Here is a 25,759-nt window from a genome sequence, read left to right as displayed (position 1 = left end):
GGCGCCTTCAGGATGCGGAAAAGGCCAGGAACCTTTTCCGGATGGACGGATGCGGCGAGGAGTTCCGGGACTTTCCGGCGGATATTGCCGCCCTGGAAGGCAGGTATCCGAAATATGCCAAATCAAACGTGAAGCTCAATGAACGGCTGGCACATGCCGGAATAAAGCCCGACACCTACAAGCAGAACTGGCGGGCTGCGAAGCGGCTCATAGACTACCTGAGCGGAGAAACGGAAGCGGCAGAGGAGCGGAATTCGCGCACCGATGGATGGACCGGCTTACTCGCTACCCTGCAGATCCTCGAAACCGCCGGCGTCACTTCCAAGTCCGACAGGACGGCCATGACCAGGCTGGCCGATGCCAGCCGCAAGCTGGGTCTCGGCCCGCGAGACCTGGATTGCGAAAATGCCGGTCCGGTCCTCGATTGCGGCGGGACCCCGGCAGAAAGGGGCGCCATTCTGGCCGGGCTCCGGAAAATGGAAAATCTGCCCGACCTGCCGCCACTGGAAAATTACCGGCCGAACGTTTCCCTGGCCAGCGTCACTGCCCTGCGGAAAAAGGCCTATGCATTGCCCCCGCATCTGGAAGCCGAACGGTCAGACTGGGTCGACAGGGCCGCGAGACTCGCCGGCAGGAAATCTCGGAGGCGCATCGGCGAGGCCTATTCCGCCGGCTCCCGCCAGGTCATGTCTTCGGCCCTCGGCTGCTACGCCGTGACCGCGGGCGAGCTCGGCCATGACCTGGCGGGCGCCAATACCCTCCTGTCCCTCTTTTCCGAAGAAACGATGGAGAGCGTCGTCTCTGCCTGGGTCAATGCACCGGCAGAGGCGAAGCGCGAGGACAAGACCGACTTCTCCTATGTGGACAGCCTTTGCCGGATCCTGAGACGAAACGATGCCGTGCCGGAAGCGGAGTTCCTCGAAGGGCTGAAGGAGATGCGCGGGCTCCGGGCGGGCCGCGACGCCGGAAGGAGGATGAGCCCGGGGACGGTCCGCTGGTGCATGGACCTCCTTGCCGATCCGGCCCGGATCGAGCGCTTCGAACGCCAGCATGTCGAATACTACATAATCGCGCGAGAGGCGCAGCAGGAAGCCGCGGCTCTGGGCTTCGATCTGCTCGATCTCTGCGACCCGAACCGCATGGCCGGCCTTGCGCCTGGCGAACGCGGCAGGGCGAAGGGCCTCCTGCGCCGCGTGCGCATGTTCGGCACGGCCGCCGCCTATGCCGCCATCGCCCTCGAGGGCGCGCCCTACCGGCGGACGAACATCCTCCGCCTCCGCCATCGCGGCGGCAACCGGACCCTCTTCTGCCACCTGGAGGAACATCCGCCCTACCTCGCCATCGAGATCCCAAACTGCGAATTGAAGAACCGGGACTCCCTGGACATCCGCGGCAAGACATTGCCCAGGATCGAGATCCGCGCCTGGGACGACGGTGCGCGGGATTTCGGTCCGGAAATCCTCGCCTGGTACCTCGAGACGGTCCGGCCGCTCTTCCTCGGGGCGGGCGGCACCGAGACGCTGTTCCCGCCCGCCACCAACGCCTCCCCCCGGCCCCTGGACCATCTCGTGCCCCAGACCTTCGACTCCTGGCTCGCCCTATGCTCGGCCGAGATCGGCCTCCCGCTCACCAGCCACAGATTCCGGCACGGCCGCTGTTCCATCGCCCTCCTGTACCGGGAATGCACGATGCATGAACTGGCGGATTTCCTGGGCGACACCGAGCGGACCGTGTCTGTCTACTACGGTTTCGTCGACCGGGACCGTTCGGCGAAACGGCTCCAGCAGAGCATCTCCAGGCGCCGCCGCTACATCGAGGGAGACCGGCCATGAGCGCCAGGGCCGGCCTCCTCGACGGGCCCCACTGGATGCCGTTCCTGCATCTATCAGGCCTGCACGACCTGCCGATGGCCGTGCTCGAGACGGCGGACGACTTCCTCCGCCACGCCCGGGCGCATGGCCTCGCCGATCCGGGTCCGCGCGACTTCCGCTACTGGGCGGACGGCGATCCGGAGGATGACCCGGCGCAGCGCCTGGGCTGGCTCCTGGCTGCCTTTGCGGTCATTGCGCCGGGCAGGACCGGCGACATCCGCGCAGCGGAACAGCTGCTCCGCGCCGAAGCCATGGCGCCGCCGGGCCCCGCCCCCGCCCGGCATCCCGGCGCCTGGGACCCCTGCGCCAACGTCAGGAGGACCTACCCGCGGAGAGTGTCCGTCCGTCCCTGGCAGCTCCCGGAGGCGATCCAGACCGTTCTGCGCCGGCTTGCGAAGGGCCTGCCCTGCGCCGGAACCCGCGCTCCGGCCACCGGCATCGTGCACCGGATGACGGAGAAGGCGTGCCAGTTCGTCTGGAGCGTCCGGCGGGCGGGACTGTCCGACGATATCTCGGAAGCAGCTGCCGACCTCTATCTCGGTGCGCTCGAGGAGCGCCTGCGGGCGCGGCCGAACGGGGTCCGCTGGGCAACGCTGCGGGCAACCGCCGAGGACCTGCACCGTCTGGCCCGCTGCATGGCGCTCGACAGCACCCTCGTCGGCCATCTCGGCCAGAAGCGCGACCGCTACCAGCTTCTCGAGGACGGCCAGGAGGCCCAAAAGTTCGCAGCCCTGCGACAGACGGGGAACACGACGCTCATCGTCTCCGACACGGCCGATGCGCTGTTCGCCGAGGCAGCGCTGGAGTCCGATCCCGCGAGGGCCCACAAGCTGCGCAACGGCGGCGGCGTCCTCGGGCTCTTCTCGATCGTGCCCCTGCGCAATGCTTCTGCCGCTCTCCGGCTCGGGCACACGCTCTTCTGGAGGGGGCAGGCCTGGGTGATCGACACCATGATAAGGAAGACCCTGGAGCACAATCCGGAGCCACTCGTCATCGAGCTCATTGCCGAATTCGGAGCCCATGTCGACGCGGTTCTGCTTGGCAACCGGCCGCCCCGCTTCCTGCCCCAGGTCCGCGAGCGGGCCCTGCGCCAGCAGCGTCTGCTCTTCCTGCATCTCGACGGGTCGACGCCAAGTCCGACATACATCCCCAGGCTTTTCAAAGAGTTCACCGGCAACAGCTTCACGACGGCGAGGACAATGCTGCACACCGACCAGGCAGAGGCACGCGGCATGGACGGCACGCTCGATACGATGAGGGTGGAGCACCAGACCTCCACCGGCACCGCCTCCAAGTACCAGACGCGGGAGGCGCGCGCCGCCGCCTCCAGGCATGTCCAGCGGAAGGTCTCCGCCCGCCGCGGCCAGGCCGTGGATCCCGGTCTCGAGGCCCGGCTCGAGCGACTCGGCCGCCATCTTCCGGCGCGGACTACCGGGGAGGACGGCGATGCGGATTGCTGACATCCATGCCGCCATCGCATGCGGCGATCTCGTGCCCGTGGCCATCGCGCCCATCGCCGCCCTGGCGGCTGTCGAGCAGCTGGCCCTGTTCGAAGGGCTGGCCGTGCCCCGGCTCGGCCTTGCGTCGCCGGGCTTCGCCCGCGCCTATCCGGCCGAGCTGCCGGAACGCCTAGAGCCGGTGATCGGGGCAGGACGCTACCGCACCTGGCGCAACTGCATCCTGGACCTGCAGATGCAGGCCGCGCCGGGCGACACCGACGGTGATCCCTGGCGGTCGCTGAAGCGCGCGGCAGACCTGGATTTCCGTCCATACAGGAACAAAGGCATATACGCAGCGGACCTGCAAAACGTCCTGCCCCCCGGAACCCGGCCCGGGGACGTCACCGCGGAGCTCCTGTCCGCTGCGGCAGACGCGGTGCCACAGCGCCGGAGGCAGGCAGTCCGGCAGAAGGCTTCCGCCTTCCGCAGCCTCTACAAGGGCCGGTTCTGCCGGGCGGCCGGTCTTCTGCCCCTGCACTGCCCGGATGCGCTGCCGGCAAGCCGTCACCATGCGGGGAAGGCACGGATGGCGCCCGCCATTGCAGCGCTCCGGGCGAGCCGCGTCGACAAGAGAACCAGGCTGGCGATTGCCTATGTCAACCGCCTGGGAGTACTAGCGGGCCGTCTCGACGGCTGGACTGACACGCTCGAAACGCTTGCCGGGGCAATTCCCCTTCTTCCGGATGAACCTGTCGCGCCCATGCCGGCCACCAGCCAGGAGACGCGCCGGATCTACTTCACCGCCGTGATTTCCGCCCTCGGCATCTCCGACCCCCGCCTGCCCTTCGCCGAGCAGGCCTGGCACGCCCTGCGCAAGGCAGCCAGAGAAGCCGGGCTCGCCACGGATTGCCTCTGGGTGCTCGCCCGGTTCGCCATCGAGCGCGCCATGCCCCCCTGCCACGTGACCGGGCCCGCAGCAGAGGAGCTTGCAGCGAACCTGACGGCCCCGGACAAGCGGCACCGCGCCCTCATCGCCTGCGAACAGCTCGACGCAATGCGGGGTGTCCTTCCGGCGCATCTGCTGCCGCCGGAACCCCTCGGCGTCCGCCGAAAGCCCGTCCGCGCCAAGCCGCCCGCCCCGCCGAAAGACCCCGCAAGGGAAGCTGCCGCAGCGGCCTGGAAAGAGCTCTATGCACAATTGCGATCCCTCGGCTGGGAAGGCGGAAACGCGTTCAATAACTTGTCAGCCCTGAAAAAATTCGCGCTGGAACATGGCCTCGGCCCGACCGGCGTCACGCAGTCCTGGGTCGACCAGCTGCTTGCCGCCGTTCCGGACCGCTACAGGGGACGGATCCGGGCCGCCGTGGGAGAAATGCGGCAGCTCCGGAAGACCACCGAGCTCGCGCTGCCGGATCTGGAGAGCCGCACTGTACGCGCCACGACGCGCGACGACCCGCTCCCGGAAACCGTCAGCGCCCAGTTCGAGCCCCTTCTCGCCTCCATGGGCCTGTCCGCCTCCACGGAGCGCAGCATCCGGTTCGCGATCCGCACGGTCTGCGCCAGCAGGGCGGAAGGGATCACGCTCCGCCAGATTCTCGAGCTTGATCCTGCGGATATCGCCTGGCCCGGCGACCAGGCAAGGCAGCAGGACGTCGCAAGAGCCTTCGGCTCGTTCCGTGCCTTCCTCCTCTTGCCCTGGTCGAATGGCTGGTTCCGGCTGCAGCTTGCGATCGTGGCAGCGGAAATTCCCCGGAAGAGCAACCCGGTCCCGCTTCTGCTCCGCCATCTGGCCGCGGAAGACCTCGAGCCGAAGGAGCTCGACCTCGCCTGGGCGCAGCGGGTCGACCGCCAGCTGCGCTCGACAGTCATCCATCCCCCGCACGGGCGCGCCGACCTCGCCCTGACATTCGCACGGCATGTCGGCCTGCTTGACGAGCTCCACAACCACCCCGGCATCGTCCGTTCCGGCCTCCTCCCGCCGGTCATCGGGCAGATACGCTGAGCCGGGGAGGCCCTTGCAGCAATGGCGGCAAGGGCACCGGGATGGCGCTCGCCGCGCCTGTCCGGACAGCGGCGGGACCCAAGATGACCGACTGGCCGTCGCAGCGGCGGGTCCGGACCTGGACAGGGCCACTGCAACCTGGTCAACAGGCGGGAGGTATTTCCGAAGGCCCGCCATGACGACTGACTGCCCGCTCTGCCGCGATCCCGGCGCCCTGATTGCAGCCCCGCGCCATGTGCCGGACTGGGCCGACCTGACAGCCGCCGAGCAGTTCGCGCTGCTCGTCCGGATCGGCGAAGTCCTCACGGCGGGAGCGCAGGGCATCGCAGCGTCCTCGGTGCACGGTCATTTCCATCTGCGGCCGATCGACGGCAGCGCAGGGGCCGCGACCCGCCTGACCACCGGCGGCGCCGATCCGCTGCTGCCGCTCGTGACCCGCGACATCGACCGGGCAGAGCGGGTCGATCTGGCCGTCGCCTTCGCAATGCGCTCGGGCGTGTCCCTGCTGAAGCCATGGTTCGAGGAACTTCTGGAGCGCAAAGGCCGCCTCCGCGTCGTGGTCGGCGACTACATGGACGTCACCGAACCGGCCGCCCTGCGGCTGCTGCTCGATCTCGACGGCGCAGAAGTGCACCTGCACGAGACCGGAACCGGCAGCTTCCATCCCAAGGCCTGGCTCTTCCGGGCCGCCGACCGCACCGGCGCCGCCGTGGTGGGCAGCTCGAACCTGTCAAGGACCGCACTGACCACGGGCGTCGAGTGGAACCTGCATTCCGAAGGCGCCGCCGACCAAGTCGACGCTGCCTTCGAAGCGCTTCTGTCCGATCCCCGCACCCATGTGCTCACCGAAGACCGCATTGCCGCCTATGCCGAACGCCGCCGGGCCGCTCCGCTGTCACCCGGCGCACAGCAGATCGTGGCCACCGAGCCCCCTGCCCCGCCGCCCGAACCGCACGAGATCCAGCGCTCCGCCCTCGCAGCACTGGCAACCGCCCGCAACGATGGCGCCCTGCGCGGGCTGGTCGTGCTGGCCACCGGGCTCGGCAAGACCTGGCTTGCGGCCTTCGACAGCGCGCCCTTCGCCCGCGTGCTGTTCGTCGCCCACCGCGCCGAGATCCTGGCGCAGGCCATGGCCGCCTTCCGCCGCATCCGGCCAGAGGCGCGCTTCGGCCGCTTCGATGGCGAGGAGAAGGACGAGGGCGCCGAGATTCTCTTCGCCTCGATCCAGACCATCGGCCGCGCCGGGCACCTGCGCCGCTTCGCGCCGGATGCCTTCGACTACATCGTCGTTGACGAGTTCCACCACGCTTCGGCCGCGAGCTACCGCAAGCTGCTCGACCATTTCACCCCGCGCTTCCTGCTGGGCCTGACCGCGACGCCGGACCGCTCGGACGGGGCCGACCTTCTGGCGCTCTGCGACGATCGCGAGGTCTTCCGCTGCGATCTCTTCCAGGGGATCGAGGCAGGGCTGCTGTCGCCCTTCCGCTACATGGGCGTGCCGGACGAGGTCGATTACGCGCAGATCCCCTGGCGCTCCGCGCAATTCGATCCCGAGGCGCTGGAGGCCGCGCTTGCCACCGGGACCCGCGCGGCCAACGCTCTGGAACAGTTCCTAGCGCATCGGAGCGGCCCGGCGATCGGCTTCTGCTGCTCGAAGCGCCATGCAGATTTCATGGCGGAGTTCTTCGCCGCCCGCGGGATCCGCGCCGTCGCCGTGCATTCAGGTCCCAGCTCGGCCCCGCGCGCGACATCGCTGGAGCGGCTCGGCCGGGGCGAGATCGACATCCTCTTCGCCGTCGACATGTTCAACGAGGGCGTGGACGTGCCCGAGATCGGCACGGTCATGATGCTGCGCCCGACCGAGAGCGTCATCCTCTGGCTGCAGCAGCTGGGCCGGGGACTGCGCCGCATCGAGGGCAAGATCCTGCGCGTCATCGACTATATCGGCAACCACCGGATCTTCCTGACCAAAGTCCGGGCGCTCCTGGAGGCCGGACCGGGCGACGGCTCCCTCGCCATGCGGCTCGAGGCGATCCTCGCGGGTACCGCGTCCCTGCCGGATGGCTGCTCGGTCACCTATGATCTGGAGGTCGTCGAGATGCTGCGCGAGATGCTGCGCCCGAAATCCGGCGCCGAGGATCTGGAGGCGCAGTACCGCGATTTCCGGCTGAGGAACGGCAAGCGCCCGCGCGCCGCCGAGATCGCGCAGATGGGCTTCGACCCGGCCCGGACCGGTCACGGCGGCTGGTTTCACTTCGTGCGCGACATGGGCGACCTGCCCGACACGCGGGTGCTCGACAGCCACGGATCGCTGCTGCGCCAGCTGGAACGCGAAACGTCCCTGGCCGGCTCCGACCTGCGGGCGCTCTCGGCGATGCTGGCGGGCGGCACCGCGCTCGGCGAAGGCATCCGGCTCTGGGCCCCATCGCCGCTGTTCTAAAATTGCAAGGCGGTCCAAATCGGGTGGTTACGGTGTTCGCTGCGGCTCAAGACGAACGGCAGCTACCGGGAATACTGCAAAGCAGCATATTTCGTGGTCGACCGTCCGCTTAGGGCCGTTTTAGATCTAAGGGCGAACAATTGTAGGCAGATACCCAAGCCCTATTCGGTAAGCATGGGGAACTTATCGCCGTCGAGATCACCATTCTTCAATCGATAGTGCAGGTAGCGATCCATCAGTCTCCAGCTCATTTCACTCAAACGTCTGTTTGATGCGGCACTTACAGGCGTCCGCGTGCCGTGTCGCGGATCCGTTGATACATCGGTAAGCTGCCTCAAAAAACCCTCACTTACCTTAAGTTCGTTTCGGGTCGTGCTCCACATTGACTTTGGTTTTTCCGAAGGTGCGACCAAGCGCGCTATGCTCTCCGCAACTCTACCATAGCTGATCGGCGCATAGTGTGTCTTGCTAAGCATGGAAAGAAGGTCTGACATAGCTTGGCCAAGAGCATGATCTGCAATGAGGAGATCCGAGATGTTTTCGATGTCTTCTGGTGTGAAAGTTGATAGGTTTCTTAGATATTCATCACCTAATGCTAATGCTTTGATCGTTCCATCTGGTTGCTCTAAATAATCCACGATGATTTGATACGGTACCGCGTGAATGAAACCGACAGTGTTGGCCAGGTTTTGTGCGGCGTCCCAGGCCGCCTGAAATAGACTCATTGCCACGCGATCAGAATACTCTGCTACCTCCAACGAAACCCGAAACTCGCCATCATAAATCGATACTTCAATCATGCATTTCGGCTCGCCTTGCTGAGATGGAGTTCGTTCGAATTTTGGCGAATAGGCTACCGTAAGCGGGATGTGGTCTGGGACTACCCGACCGACAAAATGAAAAAGGGTGCTCATCTGAAGTTCCTGCTGCCCATGTGGTGACAGTAAGGATGCTGCGTCCGACATCAAGGTCTGCTCTGAGTGTAAAATTTTGTTCGCGCAAATGGCGGCTTTGGGCCGATCCTAGCAGTTGGTTGCGGAACGGCGAGCGTCCGCTCAGTGCGCGAAGGGTGAATTCGGTGGCGCGAGGATGCTGCGAGCCGGGCTGAGCGGCTGCTTCAGGGAGGGGACGGCCGGGACCGCTTCCGGGATGGGCGGCGGCGGCCTTGCGGAGGCCGTGGCCGCCCTCACTCCCTGTCGGAGGGCAGCGCGCCGGTCGGCCCGCGCGGCCACGACGCAGGGCTATCGCGCTTGGAGCTGCGCATCCCGTAACTTTCCGGAAAGCCGGAGAAGTCAGAAGGGGAATTCGTCGTCCCAGACTGCCCGCTTCAGCTTGACGGAGAGCGATCCCTTCGAGGTGTCCCTCCGCACATGTCCAGCGCGCGGCGGCGCAGGACGGCAATGTCGGCCGGGCCGTTACCCGTGCGGTTGCGGTCTGCGTCCTCCCTGAAGGACATGCCGAGCTGCCAGTGCAGCGCATTTCGATTGCCCAGTAGGCGCGGAGGGGGTCCGTCAGGACCTCGGTCGCAGGCAGCCAGGACAGCGCGGAAATCCAGGTTTCCGATGTGGTTCTGCCGTCGGCGGCGCGCGTGGCCTCGATCTGGCCGAAGGCCTTGAGCCCGGGGACGTCATGACGCTCCGCCAGTCCCCTGGCCTTAACGACCATGGCCCTGCGGGGCTCTGTGCGGCCGTGGCCGCTGTCTGCGGCGACCGCGACGGGGGACCTTCGCGGAGCTCGTCCAGGCAGGCCCGGGCGCCGGAGAGCAGCGGGTGCCGGTTCGCCTTCAGCGGCCCGGGCACCCGTCGCCGCCGTCCGCGCCGCCGGAACCGGCCGACGGTTCTGCCCCGGCGCCCGGCCATCGGACCGGAGACCGTCCATGGCGCGGCCCCGGCCACCGCCGGTCGCGGCGCAGGAGAATCGCATTTGGCTTTGAGATCCTGAACGACCGGCCTTGCCGCGTCGGCGAGGATGGAGTCTGGATGGCGGACACCAGCCGCCGGAGTCCGCCGCCGCCATGCATTGGTTCCTCTCCGCCTTTGACGACGTCCCTGATCCCCGCGCGGACATTGCCCGCCACGACCTCGGCGCGCTGCTCGTCATTGCCTTGGTCTCGGTGCTCTGCGGCGCGACGTCCTGCGCCGGGCCGGCAGCCTTCGGCCAGGCAAAGCAACCTGTTTTCAGGGGCGTCCCGAAGCTCCGCCATGCCGTGCCCCCGCACGGCACCTTCCCGGCGGCGTTCCGCATGATCGGCCCCAGGGCGCTTGACGCCGCCTTCGGACAGCTTCTGGCCGAGGGCGCCGCCCTGCTCGGCGCGAGCAATGCCATCGCGGCGGACGGCAAGGCGCTGCGCGGTTCGCTGCCATGGCACAGCATCACGCAGCCGGCCGTCATATCCAGACCCCGCGCGACATCAGCCCCAGCGCCTCGAGCTGCCGCCATCCGGCAAGGCGCCGCGAGCCGGGCCGCCAGAGCCCCTGCGGCCCGGCAGCCCGCGCCAGGTAAGCGCGGTATTCGACGCAATCCCCGTAATGCTCCCGGCGGCGCGTTTCCTCCTCGGCACGCTCGGCGAACCCCGGCAGGAATTTGGTATGGAGCAACACCCCGGTCGGCGCCTCCTCCCGCCGCTGGTTCAGCCCGCGCGGCAGCAGGTGATGGGTGGAACTGACATAGGTCTGGCCGAATTTCCATTTGACCAGGGGCACCTTGTTCAGCGCAGGGGCCTGCCAGGGATCGGCGCCGAAGAAAGCGCGCTCCCGCGGGCCGCCCTGGATCCAGTCATTGCCGTAGCGCGGATCCCGCTGCGCCCGGTAGGTTCCCGGATCGAACCACGGGACCTGGTCGAGGATCCGCCCCTCCGGACCGGCCGCACCGGGCCCGCCATGGAGATCGAGCAGCAGCGCCGGAAAGCTGCGCAGGCTGCGGGCCTCGAGCCAGGCGCAGAGCGCCGGCAGCGGCCGTGTTTCCCAGTCCGGATAGACCAGCAGCTCGTCGGCATCGACGGTCAGGCACCAGCGCCCGCAGCCATGGCGCCGCTTCAGCGCGGCCAGCCAGTCCATCCCGTAGCGCGCCCGCCGGTAGGACGCCGAGGTCCGCCAGAGCGCGACGTCGGGCTGGGCGGCGAGCAGTGCCGCAGTGCCGTCGGTGCTGGCATTGTCGACCATGAAGAACTGCGCGACGCCGAGCCGGCGGTAATGGGCGAGGAACTCGGGCAGGCGCCGCGCCTCGTTGCGCAGGCAGGCAAAGGCCAGGATCCCGTCCCGGCATGCCGGCGGCGTCACCGGCGCCAGGTCGAGCCCCTTGCGCCAATTGCGCAGGAACAGCCGCTGGCGGCGGGTCCGCAGGACCAGCTTATACAGGCATCCATCGAGTCGCCGCACACGGGAACCTCCTGTCCAGTTGCTACGGCGCTTCTGCTTAAAGCCCGGTTGACGCGCAAAAAAAGCGCCGCCCTCGCGGGCGGCGCACCAAGATCAGGTCAAGTGCAGCGCGGTTACTCGGCGGCGCTGCGGATCGCGGTGAAGTCGCGCAGGAATTCGGTGAACTCGTCGCGCAGGTCGTCGCGCTCGAGGCCGAAGGCGACGGTGGCCTGCAGATAACCGGCCTTGGAGCCGCAGTCATAGCGTTCGCCGCGGAAGCGGTAGCCGTAGACGCCGGTGCCTTCGATTTCCTCTGCGATCGCGTCGGTCAGCTGGATCTCTCCGCCGGCGCCGATCTTCATCTCGTCGAGATTCGACAGGACCTTCGGGTCGAGGATGTAGCGGCCGATCACGGCGAGGTTCGAGGGAGCCTCTTCCTGCTTGGGCTTCTCGACCATGCCGGAGACCGAGACCATGTGGCCCATGTCTTCCTTGATGGCGAGCGTGCCGTAGGAGGAGATCTTGTCCATCGGGACTTCCATGGCCGCGACCATGTTGCCGCCGGTTTCGCCATAGGCTTCGACCATCTGCGCCAGGCAGGACTTGTCGGCCTTGATGACGTCATCGGGCAGCAGGACCGCGAAGGGCTCGTCGCCGATCAGGCGGCGGGCGCACCAGACCGCATGGCCGAGGCCGAGCGCCTCGCGCTGGCGGACATAGGCGATGGCGCCGCTTTCCATGTCGGTGCGCTTGAGCTGGTCGAGCAGCGCGGTTTTGCCCTTGCGCTGCAGCGTGGCTTCGAGCTGGGGCGCGCCGTCGAAGTAATCTTCGAGCGCGGACTTGCCGCGGGAGGTGACGAAAATGAATTCTTCGATCCCGGCATCGCGCGCCTCGTCGATGGCGTACTGGATCAGAGGCTGGTCCACCAGCGTCATGATCTCCTTGGGGATCGACTTCGTGGCGGGAAGGAACCGGGTCCCCATGCCTGCCACCGGGAAAATTGCCTTGGTAACCTTGTGTTTCATGACCTTGCCCTTGTTTACACGCAACTGCACTCAGATAAACAACGCGGACCGCGATTTATAAGTTCCATTATTTCCGGCCGCGCGACCATCGTGCTGGAACTAAAGCCTCTAGGCAACAGTTTTGCAACGCTGGGCTGCGGGCGCAGCGCCGCAGGTGAGGAACCCGGCGGAACTGCGCGCACGCAGCCCCGCCGCGCGGTCAATCGCCGGACCCGGCCGCCAGCATGGCCTCGATCCGGGCCACGTCGGACGGGTTGTTGAGTTCCCAGAACTGGCGCCCGCGGGCCTCCACCTCGACGCAGAGCACCGGGTGGCCATGCTCGAGGAAGCGCAGCTGCTCGAGCCCCTCGAGCGTCTCCAGCTTGCCGACCGGCAGGCGGCCATAGGCCTCCAGCGCGGAGGGACGGTAGGCATAGACGCCAACATGGTGGAAGACCGGGGTTTCCGGCCCGTCCGTCGGCACGCCGTCGGAATAGGGAATCACTTCCTTGGAGAAATAGAGCGCCATGCCGTCGGCGCGGAACACCGCGGTGGTGCCGCCGACGCGGCCTGCCTTGCGGTCGTCGCGGAAGCCCTGCAGCGCCGCGCCGTCGCAGCGCAGCACCGGCGTCGCCACTTCGGCCCGGCGCCGCAGCCCCTGCCCCGCGCCGCCGAAGCGGCGGCCGTCTAGGCCGCCAGCAGCGACAGCACCGGCGCGCTTTCCGCCATCACCTTGTTGCGCACCTGCTCCGCCGTCATGGCGGAGCTCCGCATGAATTCGATGAAGTTCATGTTGACGTTGTTGAACAGGAGCCGCCCGGCCGGCCCGGTATCCGCCCCCTCCCGCACCAGTCCGCAGCGCTGCATCTCCGCCAGGAAGCGGCAGAGCTGGTCGCTGAGCTCGCAGTCGATTTCGATATAGCGCTGCGAGAATTCCGCCTCCGGATCGAGAAGCGTCCGCGCCAGCGCCATCCGCCAGACCTCGCGCGAGGAATACTGGAAGGATTTGCCGAAATAGGTGGCGATGATCGCGCCGAAGGCCTGCTCCAGCGTCGGCTCCGGCGCCGCGATGCACTCCTCCACCGAGGCGATCACCATCGCGGTTTCCTCCAGCACCGCGGCCAGCAGCAGATCCGCCTTCGATCCGAAATAGTTGTAGAACGTCGCCACCGACAGCTCGGCCGCCGCGGCAATATCCTCGATCCGCGACGCCTCGTAGCCATCCTCGCGGAACATCCGTGCGGCGCAATCGAGGATGCGTTTCCGCGCTGCCGCTTTTTTCCGCTCCCGCAGACCTGCCATATCCGAAAAACCTGTAGTGACTTCAAGTTCAGATTGACTACAGAAATTCGGCTGGTCAAGCTGAAGGCAGAAAAACGCCAAGAATACGCTCAACGGGGACCACAGATGACCTTCAGGATGCAGACCCTGGGCCTTGCCGCTGCCGGCGGGCTCCTGTCGACCACCGCGCTGCAGGCGGCCGAAGACCTCAACGCGCTGATCTGGTGCGACCATGCCGATGCGGCGCTGCTGGAGCCGTTCGAGACGGCCCATGACGTGCGCGTCAACGTCAAGGAATACGAGGGCACCGCCGCCGGGCTGACCATCCTCGAACAGTCCCGCCCGGGCGACTGGGACGTGATGGTGATCGACAGCGTCGACGTTGCCCGCGCCGCCGAGGCGGGGTTCCTCGCACCGCTGCCCGGGGGCGCAATCGACACCTCCGCCACCTTCCCGGAGGTCGCCCTGACGGATGCGATGACGGTCGGCGGCCAGCTCTACGGCGTGACCGAGAAATTCGGCTACAACACCATCGCCTTCAACAAGGCGGCGGTCGATCCGGCGGACATGGCGAGCCTGGCATCGCTCTGGTCCGGCAAATATGACGGCAGGATCGCGATCTACGACTACTACCTGCCGGTGCTGGGCCTCGTCGGTCTGGCCGAGGGCGTGGATACGGCCGATCTCGACGCCGCCGCGCTCGAGACCCTGCGCGACCCGCTGATGGGGCTGCGCGCCGCATCGCGCCAGGTCTCGGACGTGGTCGGCAGCCAGACGGCGCTCGCTACCGGCGAGGTCGACATCCTGATCGGCGGCGGCGAATGGCTGACCGCGGTGCTGCATTCCGAGAACCCCGATCTCGACTGGACCATCCCCGAAGAGGGCGGGCTGGTCTGGGCGCAGGCCATGGCGATGGTCGAGGGCACGGAAAAGCCCGAACTGGCCCTGGAATTCATCCGGTACATCCTGTCGCCCGAAGGCCAGGCGCGGCTGGCGACCTCCTCCTGCTACTGGGGGATGCCCGCCAACAAGGCCGCGGGCGAGGTCCTGACCGACGACGAGAAGGCCGTGCTGCGCTGGAACGACCAGGAGGCCTATCTGGCGCGCGCCCAGCTCTATCCGGTGCCGGACGCGGACACGGACATGGCGATGCAGGATCTCTGGACGGACATGCTGCAGAACTGACGCCATGAGCATCGAGCGCAGCGAGAAACGGCTGGGCGCGGCGCTTGCCGCCCCGGCCCTCCTTTGGACGGCAGCCTTCTTCGTCCTGCCCTTCGCGGCGATGGTCTGGATGAGCCTCGGCCACATGGAGGGCCGCGCGGTCCTCCCCGGCCCGGACCTGCAGACCTATGCCCGGATCTTCACCGACCCATCTCTGGCCAAGGGCATCCGGGTCTCGCTGGAGATCACGCTCACGGTCACGGTGCTCTCGGTGCTGCTCGCCTGGCCGCTCGCCTGGATCATCGCCACGCGGGTGCCTGCCCGCTGGCGGCGGCTGGCGCTCCTGCTGGCGGTGCTGCCTTTCTGGACCTCCTATGTCGTGCGCTCCTATTCCTGGGCGCTGGTTCTGGGCGAGAAGGGCGTGATCATGAACGCGCTGACCGGGCTGGGCCTGCTGGCGGAGCCGGTGCAGATCATGGCGACGCGCGCGGCCACGGTGATCGGCTTCACCCATTTCTTCGTCATGCTTCTGACCCTGACGATCTATTCCAACCTCGTGCAGCTCTCGCCGAACTATGCCCGCGCCGCCGAAGACCTCGGCGCCTCGCGCTGGCAGGTGATCCGGCTGGTGATCCTGCCGCTGACGCTTCCGGGCGTGATGACCGGCGCCTTCCTGACCTTCGTTCTGTGCATCGGCGACTACATCACGCCGCAGATTCTCGGCGGCAACAACGAGCTGAGCCTGCCGCAGCTGATCATGCTGCAGCTCGGGCGGCGCGGCGACTATCCGCTGGCCTCGGGGCTGTCGGTGGTCCTCATGGTCATGGTGACCCTCGCCTATGCCGGCTGCGCCCGCTGGCTGAAGATGGAGCGGGTCTGATGCGCTATCTGTCCTGGGCCTATCTGGCGGCGATGTTCGGCTTCATCCTGCTGCCCGTCGCGGTGCTGGTGGTGTTCTCCTTCCAGGACGGTCGGCTGCCGGTGCCGCCCTTCAACGGGCCGACGGCGGAGTGGTATGCCAAGGTGCTGGGCGACCGCGACCTGATGGCGGCGCTCGGCAATTCCATGCTGGTGGCGCTCGCGTCCTCCGCCGTGGCGCTCACCTTGGGCTTCCTCGCTGCCGCCGGGTTCGCGCAAGCGCGCCTGCCTGGAGGGGCGCTGATGCGCGGGCTGATCATCGCGCCGATGACCGTCAGCTATCTGATCATCGGCCTCGGCCTTTTGCAGATGTTCAACTGGGCCGGCGTCCGCCCCTCGCTGATGGCGACCGGCATCGGCCATGTCGTGATCAACCTGCCCTTGTGCTTCGCCATCCTCTCTGCCGCAATCGGCGCGCCGCAGAAATCCGCGCTGAAGGCGGCACGGGACCTCGGCGCGGGCGAGGCGCAGGTGCTGCTCCTCATCCTCGCGCCGATGATCGCGCCGTCCTTGGCCGCGGCCTTCTTCCTGTCCTTCACCTTCAGCTGGGACGAGTTCATCATCGCCTTCCTGCTGACCCGCTTCGACGTGACCCTGCCGGTGGAGATCTGGTCCATGCTCCGCTCCGGCCTCTCGCCCGAGACCAATGCGGTGGGCTCGCTGGTCTTCCTCGTCTCGGTGCTGCTGGTCGTGACGCTGGAACTGACTCTCTTCCGAAAGGCATCCAAATGACCGCAGACGTGGAAATCCGGGGCGTCGAGCACCGGTTCGGCCATTTCACCGCGCTGCACCGCATCGACCTGTCGATCGCGGCGGGGGAATTCGTCGTGCTCCTGGGCCCTTCGGGCTGCGGCAAGACCACGCTTCTCTCGCTGATCGGCGGCTTCCTGACGCCATCGGAGGGACAGGTCCTGATCGGCGGCCGCGACATGACCCATGTCGGCCCGAAGCTCAGGCCCACCACGACCATGTTCCAGGATTACGCGCTCTTCCCGCACATGACGCTGCGCGACAACGTGGGTTTCGGCCTCAGGATGCGCGGCCAGTCCCGCCGCGCGCGCGACGCGAAGGCGGTGGAGATGCTCGCCATGGTCGGGCTCGACGACAAGGCGGGGCGGAAACCCCATGCGCTCTCGGGCGGACAGCGGCAGCGGGTGGCGCTGGCCCGCGCGCTGGCGGTGGAGCCGGACGTGCTCCTGCTCGACGAGCCCCTGGGCGCGCTCGACCTGAAGCTGCGCCGCCAGATGCAGGACGAATTGAAGGCGATCCAACGCCGCGTCGGAACCACCTTCATCCATGTCACCCATGACCAGGAAGAGGCGATGGCCATCGCCGACCGGATCGTGGTGATGAATGCCGGGCAGATCGAGCATTGCGGCACGCCGGAAGAGGTCTATCTGCGCCCCCGGACGCTCTTTTCCGCGAATTTCATGGGCGAACTCAACCGCCTGCCGGTCCGTCCCGCAGGCGAAGGCGTCGCCAGCCCGCTCGGCCCCCTGCCCGTTCCTCCGGCAGAGGGCATCCTCTGTCTGCGTCCCGAAAGCGTCGGATTGTCGGGCAGCTTCAGCCTCGGCCGGGCGCGGCTGACCGAAGCGGCCTTCTTCGGCGCGCATCACCGCTGCCGTTTCGCGCCGCTCGCCGCGCCCGACATGCGCCTCGTCGCGCATCTGCCGCAAGGGTCCCATCCCGAGATCGGCGCCGAGGTCGAGCTCTTCGGCCGCGATCCCGTCATCCTGCCGGAGGCCGCATGACCCGCATTCCCCCCAAGGACTGGTACCGGCTGCGCAAGGTCGGCGACGACATCACCTGGATCGACGAGCCCTTCATCAAGGAATTCTACCGCTGCAATATCTGGCATGTCCGCGGCCGCGACCGCGACATGATGGTGGATTCCGGCATGGGCGTGGTCAGCTTGCGCCAATGGGTGCCGCTGGTCAGCGAGCGTCCGCTCGATGCCGTCGCCAGCCACACGCATTTCGACCATGTCGGCTGCCACCACGAATTTCCCGACCGGCTCTGCCACGCTTGCGAAGCGGACATTCTGGCCAACCCAACCCGCGCCTCGACCCTGGCCGATCCCTATGTCACCGACGACATCTTCGACGCGCTGCCCGATGTCCCCTACCAATCGGCGACCTACGCGGTGAAGGCCGCGCCCGCGACGCGCATTCTCGGGGATGGCGACGTGATCGACCTGGGCGACAGGCAGTTCGAGGTGATCCACACGCCGGGCCACAGCCCGGGCGGCATCGCGCTCTGGGAGGCGGCGACCGGCATCCTGATCTCCGGCGACATCGTCTATGACGGGCCGCTGATCGAGGACACCTACCATGCCGATGCCGCGGATTACGTACGGTCCATGGAGCGGCTCCTGGCCCTGCCGGTCAGGACCGTCCATGGCGGGCATTTCCAGTCATTCTCCGGGGACCGGCTGCGCGCCCTGATCACCGACTGGCTCGCGGACCGCGGCGCCTGACTCCGCGCCATGGCCGAACTCCTCCAGAGCCGGGCGCTGGCCGACCGTGACATGGTCGATGTCCTCGAGCGCAAAGCCCCGGATCAGCGACGGGATCATCATGCAGACCAGCGCGAAGATCGGCAGGCCGACGACGGTGATCACCTCCTGCAGCGCGCTCAGCCCGGCCTCGCCCGCCAGCACGATCAGCATGGCGGCGACCAGCCCCTCGGCCGCGCCCCAGAACACCCGCTGATGCACCGGGCCGGGCTCGGCCGCGCCGGTGCAGAGCATGTCCACGACCAGCGACGCCGAGTCCGAGGAGGTGGCGAAGAAGATCGCGACGATCACCACCGCCAGCCCCTGGATCAGCGGCGTCCAGGGCAGGTTCTCGAAGAAGGCGAACATCGCGAGGGGCACGCTTTCGGCCACCGCATCGCTGATCTGGCCGGCGGAGGCGCCCATCGCCTCGCGCGCGGCGAGGCCCAGCCCGTCGAACTCCATCGCCTGCCAGCCGAAGATGGCAAACCAGACGAGGGTGAAGAGCGACGGCGCCAGCAGGACGCCGAAGACGAATTCGCGGATCGTCCGGCCGCGCGAGATCCGCGCCACGAAGAGCCCGATGAAAGGCGACCAGGTCACCGTCCAGGCCCAGTAGAACACCGTCCAGCTGCCTTGCCAGCCCCAGGCCTCGTTCGACGGATTTTCATCCGCCAGCATGTCGTTCCAGAAGGCCAGATGCGGCAGGTTCGACAGGTAGAGCCCGAAGGTCTCGACCACGCCGCGCAAGAGGAACAGCGTCGAGCCGGTCACCAGAACGAAGACCATCAGCGCCACGGCGAGGCCGATATTGATGTTCGACAGCAGCTTCACCCCGGCATCGAGCCCGGCAACGATCGAGCCGACCGCCACCACGGTCAGCACGGCGAGGATCGCGACCTTCACCGCGACGCCGTCGCCGGTACCGAAGAGCGCGTCGAGCCCGGCGGCGATCTGGCTGGAGCCGAGCCCCAGCGACACCGCGACGCCGAACAGCGTGCCGAGGATCGAGGCGATGTCGATCGCCTTGCCGGCGGGGCCGTGGATGCCCTCGCCCAGGAGCGGGTAGAAGACCGAGCTGACCCGCACGGGCAGGTCGTAGCGGTTGATGAAATAGGCGAAGGCCAGCCCGGGCAGGGTGAAGATCGTCCAGGTGTGCAGCCCGAGATGGTAGATCGCGATCGACATGGCGTCGCGCGCGGCCTCTTCGGTGAAGGGCTCCACCCCCGGCAGCGGCGGGGCGGCGAAATGGCTGACCGGCTCGGCCACGCCCCAGAACATCAGCACCGTGCCGATGCCCCCGGCAAAGAGCATGGTGAACCAGCTGAGGTTGGAATAGTCCGGACGCGCACCCTCGCGGCCCAGCCGGACATGGCCGTAGCGCGAGCAGGCCGCCCAGATCAGGAAGCCGAGCCAGAGATTGACCCCCGCCACGAAGAACCAGCCCAGATTGGTCACGATCCAGGCGCGCCCGGCGGCGAAGGCCGCGCCGATCGGGCCGGGCAAAAGCACCAGCGCCAGCACGAAGGCGACGGTGATGCCGGCGGACAGGAAGAAGATCGTCGGGTCGGTCCTCAGGCCGAGGCGGCGGGCGAGCTGTTCCAAATGACTGGCTCCACGTTGCGAAATCCGGATATCGCGAGGGCCAACGGCCCGTCGGACGGCATGGTTCCGCCGGTTTCCCTCTTTTCGGCCCCGCCGCGCGCCTGCGCGGTGTCGGCCTGCCCATGAAAGGACCCAAGATGAGCGACCACCGCTTCAACCAGCCGCTCGGCGGCAACCAGATGCCCCGCACCGGCGGCCCGGCGACGATGATGCGCCTGCCCGCGCAGGAGACGGCCGAGGGGCTCGATGCCTGCTTCCTCGGGATTCCGATGGATATCGGCACCTCGAACCGCCCGGGCACGCGGCTGGGTCCGCGCCAGATCCGCGACGAGAGCCGGATGATCCGGCCCTACAACATGGCCACGGGGGCCGCGCCCTTCGAGCATCTGCAGGTCGCGGATATCGGCGACGTGCCGGTCAATCTCTACGACCTGAAGAAATCGGTGGAGATCATCGCGGAGCATTACCGGGGCGTGCTGGCCCATGGCGCGGTGCCGCTGACGCTGGGCGGCGACCACACGCTGACCTGGCCGATCCTGCGCGCGATGAAGGAACGCCACGGGCCGGTCGCGCTGATCCATGTCGATGCGCATTCCGACACCAACGAAGAGATGTTCGGCGAGACCGCCGCGCATGGCTGCCCGTTCCGCCGGGCGTGGGAAGAGGGCTGCCTGCAGAACGACAAGGTGTTCCAGATCGGGCTGCGCGGCTCGGGCTATGCCGCGGACGACTTCGACTGGGGACGGAAACAGGGCTGGACGGTGATCCAGGCCGAGGAGTGCTGGCACACCTCGCTGAAGCCGCTGATGGCCGAGATCCGCGCCAAGATCGGCGATGCGCCGGTCTATCTGAGCTACGACATCGACAGCCTCGACCCGGCCTTCGCGCCCGGCACCGGCACGGTGGAGGTCGGCGGGCTGACCACGATGCAGGGGCTCGAGATCATCCGCGGCTGCGCCGGGCTGAACCTCGTCGGCTGCGACCTGGTGGAGGTGTCCCCGCCCTATGACATGGCCGGGAACACCGCGGTGATCGCCGCGAATTTCCTCTATGAAATGCTCTGCGCCCTGCCCGGCGTGCCGCAGCGCCGCTGAGGCCGCTCAGGCATAGGCCGGCCCGGCAGGCAGCACCGCCGGACCGCGCCCCTGCAGCGTGTCCGAGGGGCGCTCGCCGAACATCTTGCGGTAGGCCTGCGAGAACCGGCCCCAATGCAGGAAGCCGTGATCCATCGCCACGTCCGAGACCTTCACCTCGGGCGCGGACCCGCGGCGACAGCGACTGCGGCCTTGCCACATGCGCCTGGTGCCGCGAGAAGGCCGACCCCGGTGCCGCGCTGAAGCGCTGGTTCGGCTTCGGCGCCTTCCGGCCCGAACCCGCCGACGAGACCGGCCGCCCGCTGCAGGAGCGCATCGTCGCGGAATCCATGCAGGGCACCGGCGTGCTCGGCATCCTGCCGACCGGCACCGGCAAGTCGGTCTGCTACCAGGTGCCCGCGCTGTCGAAGTTCGATCGCACCGGCGCGCTGACGGTGGTGATCTCGCCGCTTGTCGCGCTGATGGCCGACCAGGTCGCCGGGCTGGAACGCACGGGCATCTCCTCGGGCGTCACCATCAACGGGATGCTGTCGATGCCCGAGCGGCAGGAGGCGCTCGACCGGGTGCGGATGGGCGAGGCCGCGATCCTCTTGATCTCGCCCGAGCAGCTGCGCAGCGCCTCGGTGCGCTCGGTGCTGACGCAGCGCGAGGTCGGGCTCTGGGTGCTCGACGAGGCGCATTGCGTGTCGAAATGGGGCCACGATTTCCGGCCCGACTACCGCTATATCGGCCGCTTCATCCGCGAATATTCCGGCGGCGAGCCCCCTGCCCCGGTGCTCTGCCTGACCGCCACCGCCAAGCCCGAGGTCATCCGTGACATTCGCGAGCATTTCCGGGCGCGGCTGGGCACGGACCTTCTGCTGCTCGACGGCGGCGCGGCACGGTTCAATCTCGCCTTCGAGGTGCGGGAGACCAGGGCAGGCACCAAGATGGGCGACATCCTCGACGTGATCGAAGCCAAGCTGCCCGCCGAGGGCGCCTCGGGGGCGGTGGTCTATTGCGCTTCGCGCGCCGCCACCGAGAAGGTGGCCGAGTTCCTCAAGAGCCAGGGGCTCGCCGCCGAGCACTACCATGCCGGGCGCTCGCCCGAGGAGAAGCGCGAAATCCAGGAGCGGTTCCGCACGGGCGACCTGCGCATCATCGCCGCCACCAATGCCTTCGGCATGGGGATCGACAAGCCCGACATCCGGCTCGTCGTCCATGGCGACATCCCCGGATCGCTGGAGAACTACCTGCAGGAGGCGGGCCGCGCCGGGCGGGACCGCGACCATGCCGATTGCGTGCTGCTTTTCGCGAAAGACGATGTGGAGCGCCAGTTCAGGCTCTCGGCCCGGTCGCGGCTGGAACGCCGCGAGATCGGCGCGATCCTGAAGGCGCTGCGCCGGATCGACACGCGCATGAAGCAGGGCGGCACCGTCATCGCCACCACGGGCGAGATCGTCCGCGACGAGAAGGACCGCGAATTCGAGCGCGAGGACGCGACCGACGACACGCGGGTCAAGACCGCGATCTCCTGGCTGGAGGAGGCGACGCTGCTCAGCCGCGAGGAGAACCGGGTGCAGGTCTTTCCCTCCTCGCTGCGCATCCGCGACATGGCCGAGGCCGAACGGCTCCTTGGCACCGCCGCGATCACCGGCACGCGGCGGCGGCAGCTTCTGGACATCGTCCGCCACCTGATGAACGCCCCGCCCGAAGAGGGCATCTCCACCGACGACCTGACCGGGGCCAGCGGGCTGACGGCCGGGGCGCTGTCAAAGGCGATGGCCGATCTGGAGATCTTCGGGCTTGCCCGCAACGACCTGGCCGTGACCGCCTTCGTCCATGCCGGGGTCGCCGGGCAATCGCCGCACCGGCTGGCCGAAGCCGCCTCGCTGGAAACCGGCCTGATCGCGGCGATGCGCGAGGCCGCCCCGGAGGCCGAAAAGAACGACCCGCTGCCGCTGAACTTGGCCGAGACCTGCCAGGCGCTGCGCGATGGCGGCCATGCCGGGGTGCGGCCGGACATCGTCGAGAAGCTCCTGCGCGGGCTCTCTCGCGACGGCCGCGACCGGACGGCGGCCTCGGCCTCCTGCGGCGAGGGCACCGGTGCCTGCCGCAGCTCGCGGAACACCGCGTCGAAGCCGGCGGCCTCCTCCATCCGCGTGGCGAGATAGTGATAGGCGGCGACGGAGTCCGGCGCGGCGCGGGCCATCTCGCCGAGCGCCGCGATCTGGTTCTCCAGCACGGCGAAGACCAGCCGCGCGTCCTCTTCGGGATCGTTCACATGCCCCGCCTGCAGCCGCCCGTCATGGTAGTGCTTGACGAGGTGGTGGTACGGGTTGCGCGGGAAGGCCAGCGGGTTCAGCCAGAGCGTGTCGATGGGCGCGGCCTCGAGCCGGTCCAGCGCCGCCGGGCTGTCGCCCTTGACGGATAGCGCCGGACGGCGGTCCCCAGGCCAGACGGCCGCCATGGCAAAGATCCGCGCGGCCTTCGGGTCGACTTCGAGATCGACGGAGACGCAGCGCTCAGCAAGCGGGCCGGGCATCCGGGTCATGTGCTGAGGGGCTTCCATTCCTGCGGTCTTCCAATTTACCCCAAGATCATCGGCGCCAGCCTCCATTGCGGTCAATATGTGGGTTCACATATTCGAACTGAACAGAGCAACTGCGCCAGAAATACCACCGGCCTCCGCACAGCCACGACCGGGGCCGGCGGCGGGAGCCGGCGATCAGACCGCCGTCCCGATCCCGAGCGCAGGGCGCAGGTGCGGCGGCACGTCTTCGGGCAGGCGCCAGGTGACGGTGATGGGGGTCTCGCCCTCCCAGCCCTCGAAGACCGGACGGCCGCAATAGAGGAACGGCGCCGCCCTGCCGCTGCGCAGCTTGCCGTTCCGGACGAAGAGGTGCACGCGGCTTCCCGGTTCCGCGCCTTTGAGCATCCGGCCGATCCGGCTGTCGCGGCGGGTCCGGGTCTGGCTCTGCCACTGCATCCGCGAGGCCGAGAGGAAGCCGTCATCATAGTGGTTGCCGGCCGTCATGTTCGCTTTCTTCAGGGTCGTCAGCAGGACGAGGTCGGCGCCGAGGCGCACGATGCCCGAATTCCAGTTGCCCGGGCTGAAGCTGGTTCCGAACAGCCGCGGGATGTCCTCGCGCATGTACTCGCGCCAGAGTTCCGGCGCGGTCTGCCAGCCCGCGCCGCTCTCGGCGGCTTGCCTTTCGGGAGCCGGTTGCGCCTCGCGCCATTCGCACAGCTCGTCCACCATGCCCGGCAGCGCGCCGCTCGGGTCCTCGCGGCGCAGGCGGAGCCCGTCTCCGGCCTGCATGAACAGCGGCGATGGGGCCCAGAGCCGGATGTGGCCGATCCCGGGGCCGACGGCGTGCCGGAACTCTAGGTCTTTGCTGCCTCCGCGGGCAGCGGCAGCCATGGCAACGTGCTGGCCTGGGAGGTGGACGGGGGACGGCGCTCCGCCATCGCCCTGCCCGAGCCGGAAGGCGGGGCGCGGCCATGACCGGTTCGAGCTGGCCTGGGAGGTGCTGCTGCGCCGGTACCCGGTCTGTCTTCCGGGCGATCCCAATGCCGCGCCCTCGGGCGGCCTGCGCGAGCTGGCCTATCATCTTGTCCGGTCCTGCGCCCGGAAGGCACGGCGGAGCCGGACGGGTAGCGCGTTTCGCGCTTGCGCGGGCGGCGGGACTCGGCAAATATCCCGCGCAGGGCAGGCGATGGCGTCGCCGCCGCGCGAAGCGGGCCCGTCACCCCGTCCTGCACGCCGGGATCTTGCTTTGCCGCCGCCGCGGCAGGGGGAGATCCCCCCGGTCCGCGGCTCCGGCCCGACCAAGGATGATCCGCATGGAGCGCCCCGACTTCTACCGTTTCCACCAAGGCAGCCGCGTGCTGCCCTTCGCCCCTGCCGAATACGACGCCCGCCTTGCCGGGCTGCGCGCCGCGATGGCGGCCGAGGGCGTCGGCGCCTGCGTGCTGACCTCGATGCAGGCGATCGCCTATTACTCGGGCTTCCTCCATTGCAGCTTCGGACGCCCCTACGGGCTGGTGGTGACGGCGGCGGACAGCGTGACGATCAGCGCCGGGATCGACGCGGCGCAGCCCTGGCGGCGCTGCCATGGCGACAACATCACCTATACCGACTGGGCGCGGAACAACTACTGGCGCGCGGTGCGCTCGGTGGCGGGCGAGGGGCAGGTGATCGGCTACGAGGCGGACCACCTGACGCTGGCGCAGAAAGGGCTGATGGACAGCTTCCTGAAGCCCGCCGCCTGCATCGACATCGCGCCCGCTTCGATGCGGCAGCGGATGGTCAAATCCCCGGCCGAGATCGCGCTGATCAAGCAGGGCGCGCAGGTCGCCGATGCCGGCGGCTACGCGATCCGCGCGGCGATCCGGGCGGGCGTGCGCGAGATCGACGTGGCGATGGCCGGGCGCGACGCGATGGAGCTGGAGATTGCCCGGCGGTTTCCCGAGGCCGAGTACCGCGACACCTGGGTCTGGTTCCAGTCGGGCATCAATACCGACGGCGCGCATAACCCGGTGACGGCGCGGGTGCTGCAGCAGGGCGACATCCTGAGCCTCAACGCCTTCCCGATGATCTCGGGCTATTACACCGCGCTCGAACGCACGCTGTTCCTCGGGGAACCGGACGCTGCCAGCCTGAAGGTCTGGGAGGCGAATGTGGCGGCGCATGAATTCGGCATGTCGCTCCTGGTGCCGGGGGCGCGCTGCGACGAGGTGACGGAGAAGATCAACGCCTTCCTCGCCGAGCGCGGCCTCTTGCAGTACCGCACCTTCGGCTACGGCCATTCCTTCGGCGTGCTGTCGCATTACTACGGGCGCGAGGCGGGGCTGGAGCTGCGCGAGGACATCGGCACCGTGCTGGAACCCGGCATGGTGATCTCGATGGAGCCGATGCTGACCATTCCCGAAGGCCAGCCCGGCGCGGGCGGCTACCGCGAGCACGACATCCTCGTGATCACGGAAGACGGCGCCGAGAACATCACCGGCTATCCCTACGGGCCGGGCTTCAACATCCTCGGCTGAGGCCGGGGAGGGGCGGGGCCGCCAGGGGAGGGGCGGCCCGCTTTCCCGCGTCAGGCGGCGCGG

Annotated in this window: 18 protein-coding genes and 3 pseudogenes; 13 read left to right on the top strand and 8 right to left on the bottom strand. The window is 68.1% G+C overall.

What is annotated here, in order from left to right; all coding sequences use genetic code 11:
* Window positions 1-128: 128 nt before the first annotated feature.
* From C7T91_RS04315 to C7T91_RS04300, 4 genes are all read left to right on the top strand, one after another.
* Window positions 129-1,832 carry a hypothetical protein gene (locus tag C7T91_RS04315; protein WP_145962768.1) on the top strand — a complete coding sequence of 568 codons (1,704 nt, stop codon included), beginning with the start codon at window positions 129-131 and terminating at the stop codon, window positions 1,830-1,832.
* Window positions 1,829-3,331 carry a hypothetical protein gene (locus C7T91_RS04310; protein WP_108258124.1) on the top strand — a complete coding sequence of 501 codons (1,503 nt, stop codon included), beginning with the start codon at window positions 1,829-1,831 and terminating at the stop codon, window positions 3,329-3,331. The genes C7T91_RS04315 and C7T91_RS04310 overlap by 4 nt, the downstream gene beginning before the upstream one ends.
* Window positions 3,318-5,312, top strand: a complete 1,995-nt coding sequence (locus tag C7T91_RS04305; protein WP_108258123.1) for a hypothetical protein — start codon at window positions 3,318-3,320, stop codon at window positions 5,310-5,312. Before C7T91_RS04310 ends, C7T91_RS04305 begins: the two co-directional genes overlap by 14 nt.
* Before the next feature lie 175 nt (window positions 5,313-5,487).
* Window positions 5,488-7,752, top strand: coding sequence for a DEAD/DEAH box helicase family protein (locus C7T91_RS04300; RefSeq protein WP_108258122.1), 2,265 nt, complete (start codon window positions 5,488-5,490; stop codon window positions 7,750-7,752).
* Window positions 7,753-7,913: 161 nt separating this feature from the next.
* Here C7T91_RS04300 and C7T91_RS31365 read toward each other — a convergent pair whose 3' ends face one another.
* A complete protein-coding gene (locus C7T91_RS31365; protein ID WP_145962767.1) occupies window positions 7,914-8,666 on the bottom strand; it encodes a hypothetical protein in 753 nt (250 codons plus the stop codon).
* Between the two features lie 1,100 nt (window positions 8,667-9,766).
* Here C7T91_RS31365 and C7T91_RS34680 point away from each other — a divergent pair.
* Window positions 9,767-10,021 (top strand): annotated as a pseudogene (locus C7T91_RS34680) (transposase family protein); the annotation flags it as partial.
* A 118-nt stretch (window positions 10,022-10,139) separates the two neighbouring features.
* On the opposite strand, the gene C7T91_RS04290 reads toward C7T91_RS34680, so the two are convergent.
* The 4 genes and pseudogenes from C7T91_RS04290 to C7T91_RS04275 form a co-directional block, all read right to left on the bottom strand.
* Window positions 10,140-11,129 (bottom strand): glycosyltransferase family 2 protein, encoded by a 990-nt coding sequence (locus C7T91_RS04290; RefSeq protein WP_236637971.1) that lies wholly within the window; start codon window positions 11,127-11,129, stop codon window positions 10,140-10,142.
* Between the two features lie 113 nt (window positions 11,130-11,242).
* Complete coding sequence (gene galU, locus C7T91_RS04285; RefSeq protein ID WP_108258121.1) at window positions 11,243-12,133, bottom strand: UTP--glucose-1-phosphate uridylyltransferase GalU; 891 nt, start codon at window positions 12,131-12,133, stop codon at window positions 11,243-11,245.
* Between the two features lie 199 nt (window positions 12,134-12,332).
* A pseudogene (locus C7T91_RS04280) lies at window positions 12,333-12,770 on the bottom strand (cytidylyltransferase domain-containing protein); the annotation flags it as partial.
* 29 nt (window positions 12,771-12,799) lie between these two features.
* Complete coding sequence (locus C7T91_RS04275) at window positions 12,800-13,414, bottom strand: TetR/AcrR family transcriptional regulator (RefSeq protein ID WP_236637970.1); 615 nt, start codon at window positions 13,412-13,414, stop codon at window positions 12,800-12,802.
* 105 nt (window positions 13,415-13,519) lie between these two features.
* Here C7T91_RS04275 and C7T91_RS04270 point away from each other — a divergent pair, with 105 nt between their 5' ends.
* From C7T91_RS04270 to C7T91_RS04250, 5 genes are read left to right on the top strand one after another with little or no spacing between them, the layout of a single operon-like run.
* The gene (locus C7T91_RS04270; RefSeq protein WP_108258119.1) at window positions 13,520-14,578 is read left to right on the top strand and encodes an extracellular solute-binding protein; all 1,059 of its coding nucleotides are present in this window, start codon (window positions 13,520-13,522) and stop codon (window positions 14,576-14,578) included.
* Window positions 14,579-14,582: 4 nt separating this feature from the next.
* Window positions 14,583-15,437 carry an ABC transporter permease gene (locus C7T91_RS04265; protein WP_108258118.1) on the top strand — a complete coding sequence of 285 codons (855 nt, stop codon included), beginning with the start codon at window positions 14,583-14,585 and terminating at the stop codon, window positions 15,435-15,437.
* Window positions 15,437-16,207: an ABC transporter permease gene (locus tag C7T91_RS04260; RefSeq protein WP_108258117.1), complete on the top strand. Its 771-nt coding sequence runs from the start codon at window positions 15,437-15,439 to the stop codon at window positions 16,205-16,207. Before C7T91_RS04265 ends, C7T91_RS04260 begins: the two co-directional genes overlap by 1 nt.
* Window positions 16,204-17,226, top strand: a complete 1,023-nt coding sequence (locus tag C7T91_RS04255) for an ABC transporter ATP-binding protein (RefSeq protein WP_108258116.1) — start codon at window positions 16,204-16,206, stop codon at window positions 17,224-17,226. The genes C7T91_RS04260 and C7T91_RS04255 overlap by 4 nt, the downstream gene beginning before the upstream one ends.
* Window positions 17,223-17,951, top strand: a complete 729-nt coding sequence (locus C7T91_RS04250) for an MBL fold metallo-hydrolase (protein ID WP_108258115.1) — start codon at window positions 17,223-17,225, stop codon at window positions 17,949-17,951. Before C7T91_RS04255 ends, C7T91_RS04250 begins: the two co-directional genes overlap by 4 nt.
* On the opposite strand, the gene C7T91_RS04245 is transcribed toward C7T91_RS04250, so the two are convergent.
* Entirely contained in the window at window positions 17,889-19,574 is a 1,686-nt protein-coding gene (locus C7T91_RS04245) for a BCCT family transporter (RefSeq protein ID WP_108258114.1), read from the bottom strand. The genes C7T91_RS04250 and C7T91_RS04245 overlap by 63 nt on opposite strands.
* Before the next feature lie 137 nt (window positions 19,575-19,711).
* Here C7T91_RS04245 and speB point away from each other — a divergent pair, with 137 nt between their 5' ends.
* Window positions 19,712-20,668 carry an agmatinase gene (speB, locus tag C7T91_RS04240; RefSeq protein WP_108258113.1) on the top strand — a complete coding sequence of 319 codons (957 nt, stop codon included), beginning with the start codon at window positions 19,712-19,714 and terminating at the stop codon, window positions 20,666-20,668.
* Window positions 20,669-20,674: 6 nt separating this feature from the next.
* On the opposite strand, the gene C7T91_RS04235 is transcribed toward speB, so the two are convergent.
* Window positions 20,675-20,824 (bottom strand): helix-turn-helix domain-containing protein, encoded by a 150-nt coding sequence (locus C7T91_RS04235; RefSeq protein ID WP_236637969.1) that lies wholly within the window; start codon window positions 20,822-20,824, stop codon window positions 20,675-20,677.
* A 29-nt stretch (window positions 20,825-20,853) separates the two neighbouring features.
* Between C7T91_RS04235 and C7T91_RS04230 the strand changes: the two are divergent.
* A pseudogene (locus C7T91_RS04230) lies at window positions 20,854-22,742 on the top strand (RecQ family ATP-dependent DNA helicase); the annotation flags it as partial.
* 633 nt (window positions 22,743-23,375) lie between these two features.
* Here the strand turns inward: C7T91_RS04230 and C7T91_RS04220 are convergent.
* Window positions 23,376-24,071, bottom strand: coding sequence for a DUF3427 domain-containing protein (locus C7T91_RS04220; RefSeq protein ID WP_108258110.1), 696 nt, complete (start codon window positions 24,069-24,071; stop codon window positions 23,376-23,378).
* Window positions 24,072-24,493: 422 nt separating this feature from the next.
* Between C7T91_RS04220 and C7T91_RS04215 the strand changes: the two genes are divergently transcribed.
* Entirely contained in the window at window positions 24,494-25,696 is a 1,203-nt protein-coding gene (locus C7T91_RS04215) for a M24 family metallopeptidase (protein ID WP_108258109.1), read from the top strand.
* The last annotated feature ends 63 nt before the right edge of the window (window positions 25,697-25,759 follow it).

Source organism: Mangrovicoccus ximenensis, assembly GCF_003056725.1.
Classification (GTDB): Bacteria; Pseudomonadota; Alphaproteobacteria; order Rhodobacterales; family Rhodobacteraceae; genus Mangrovicoccus; species Mangrovicoccus ximenensis.
This window is presented reverse-complemented; position numbering and strand designations above follow the sequence as displayed.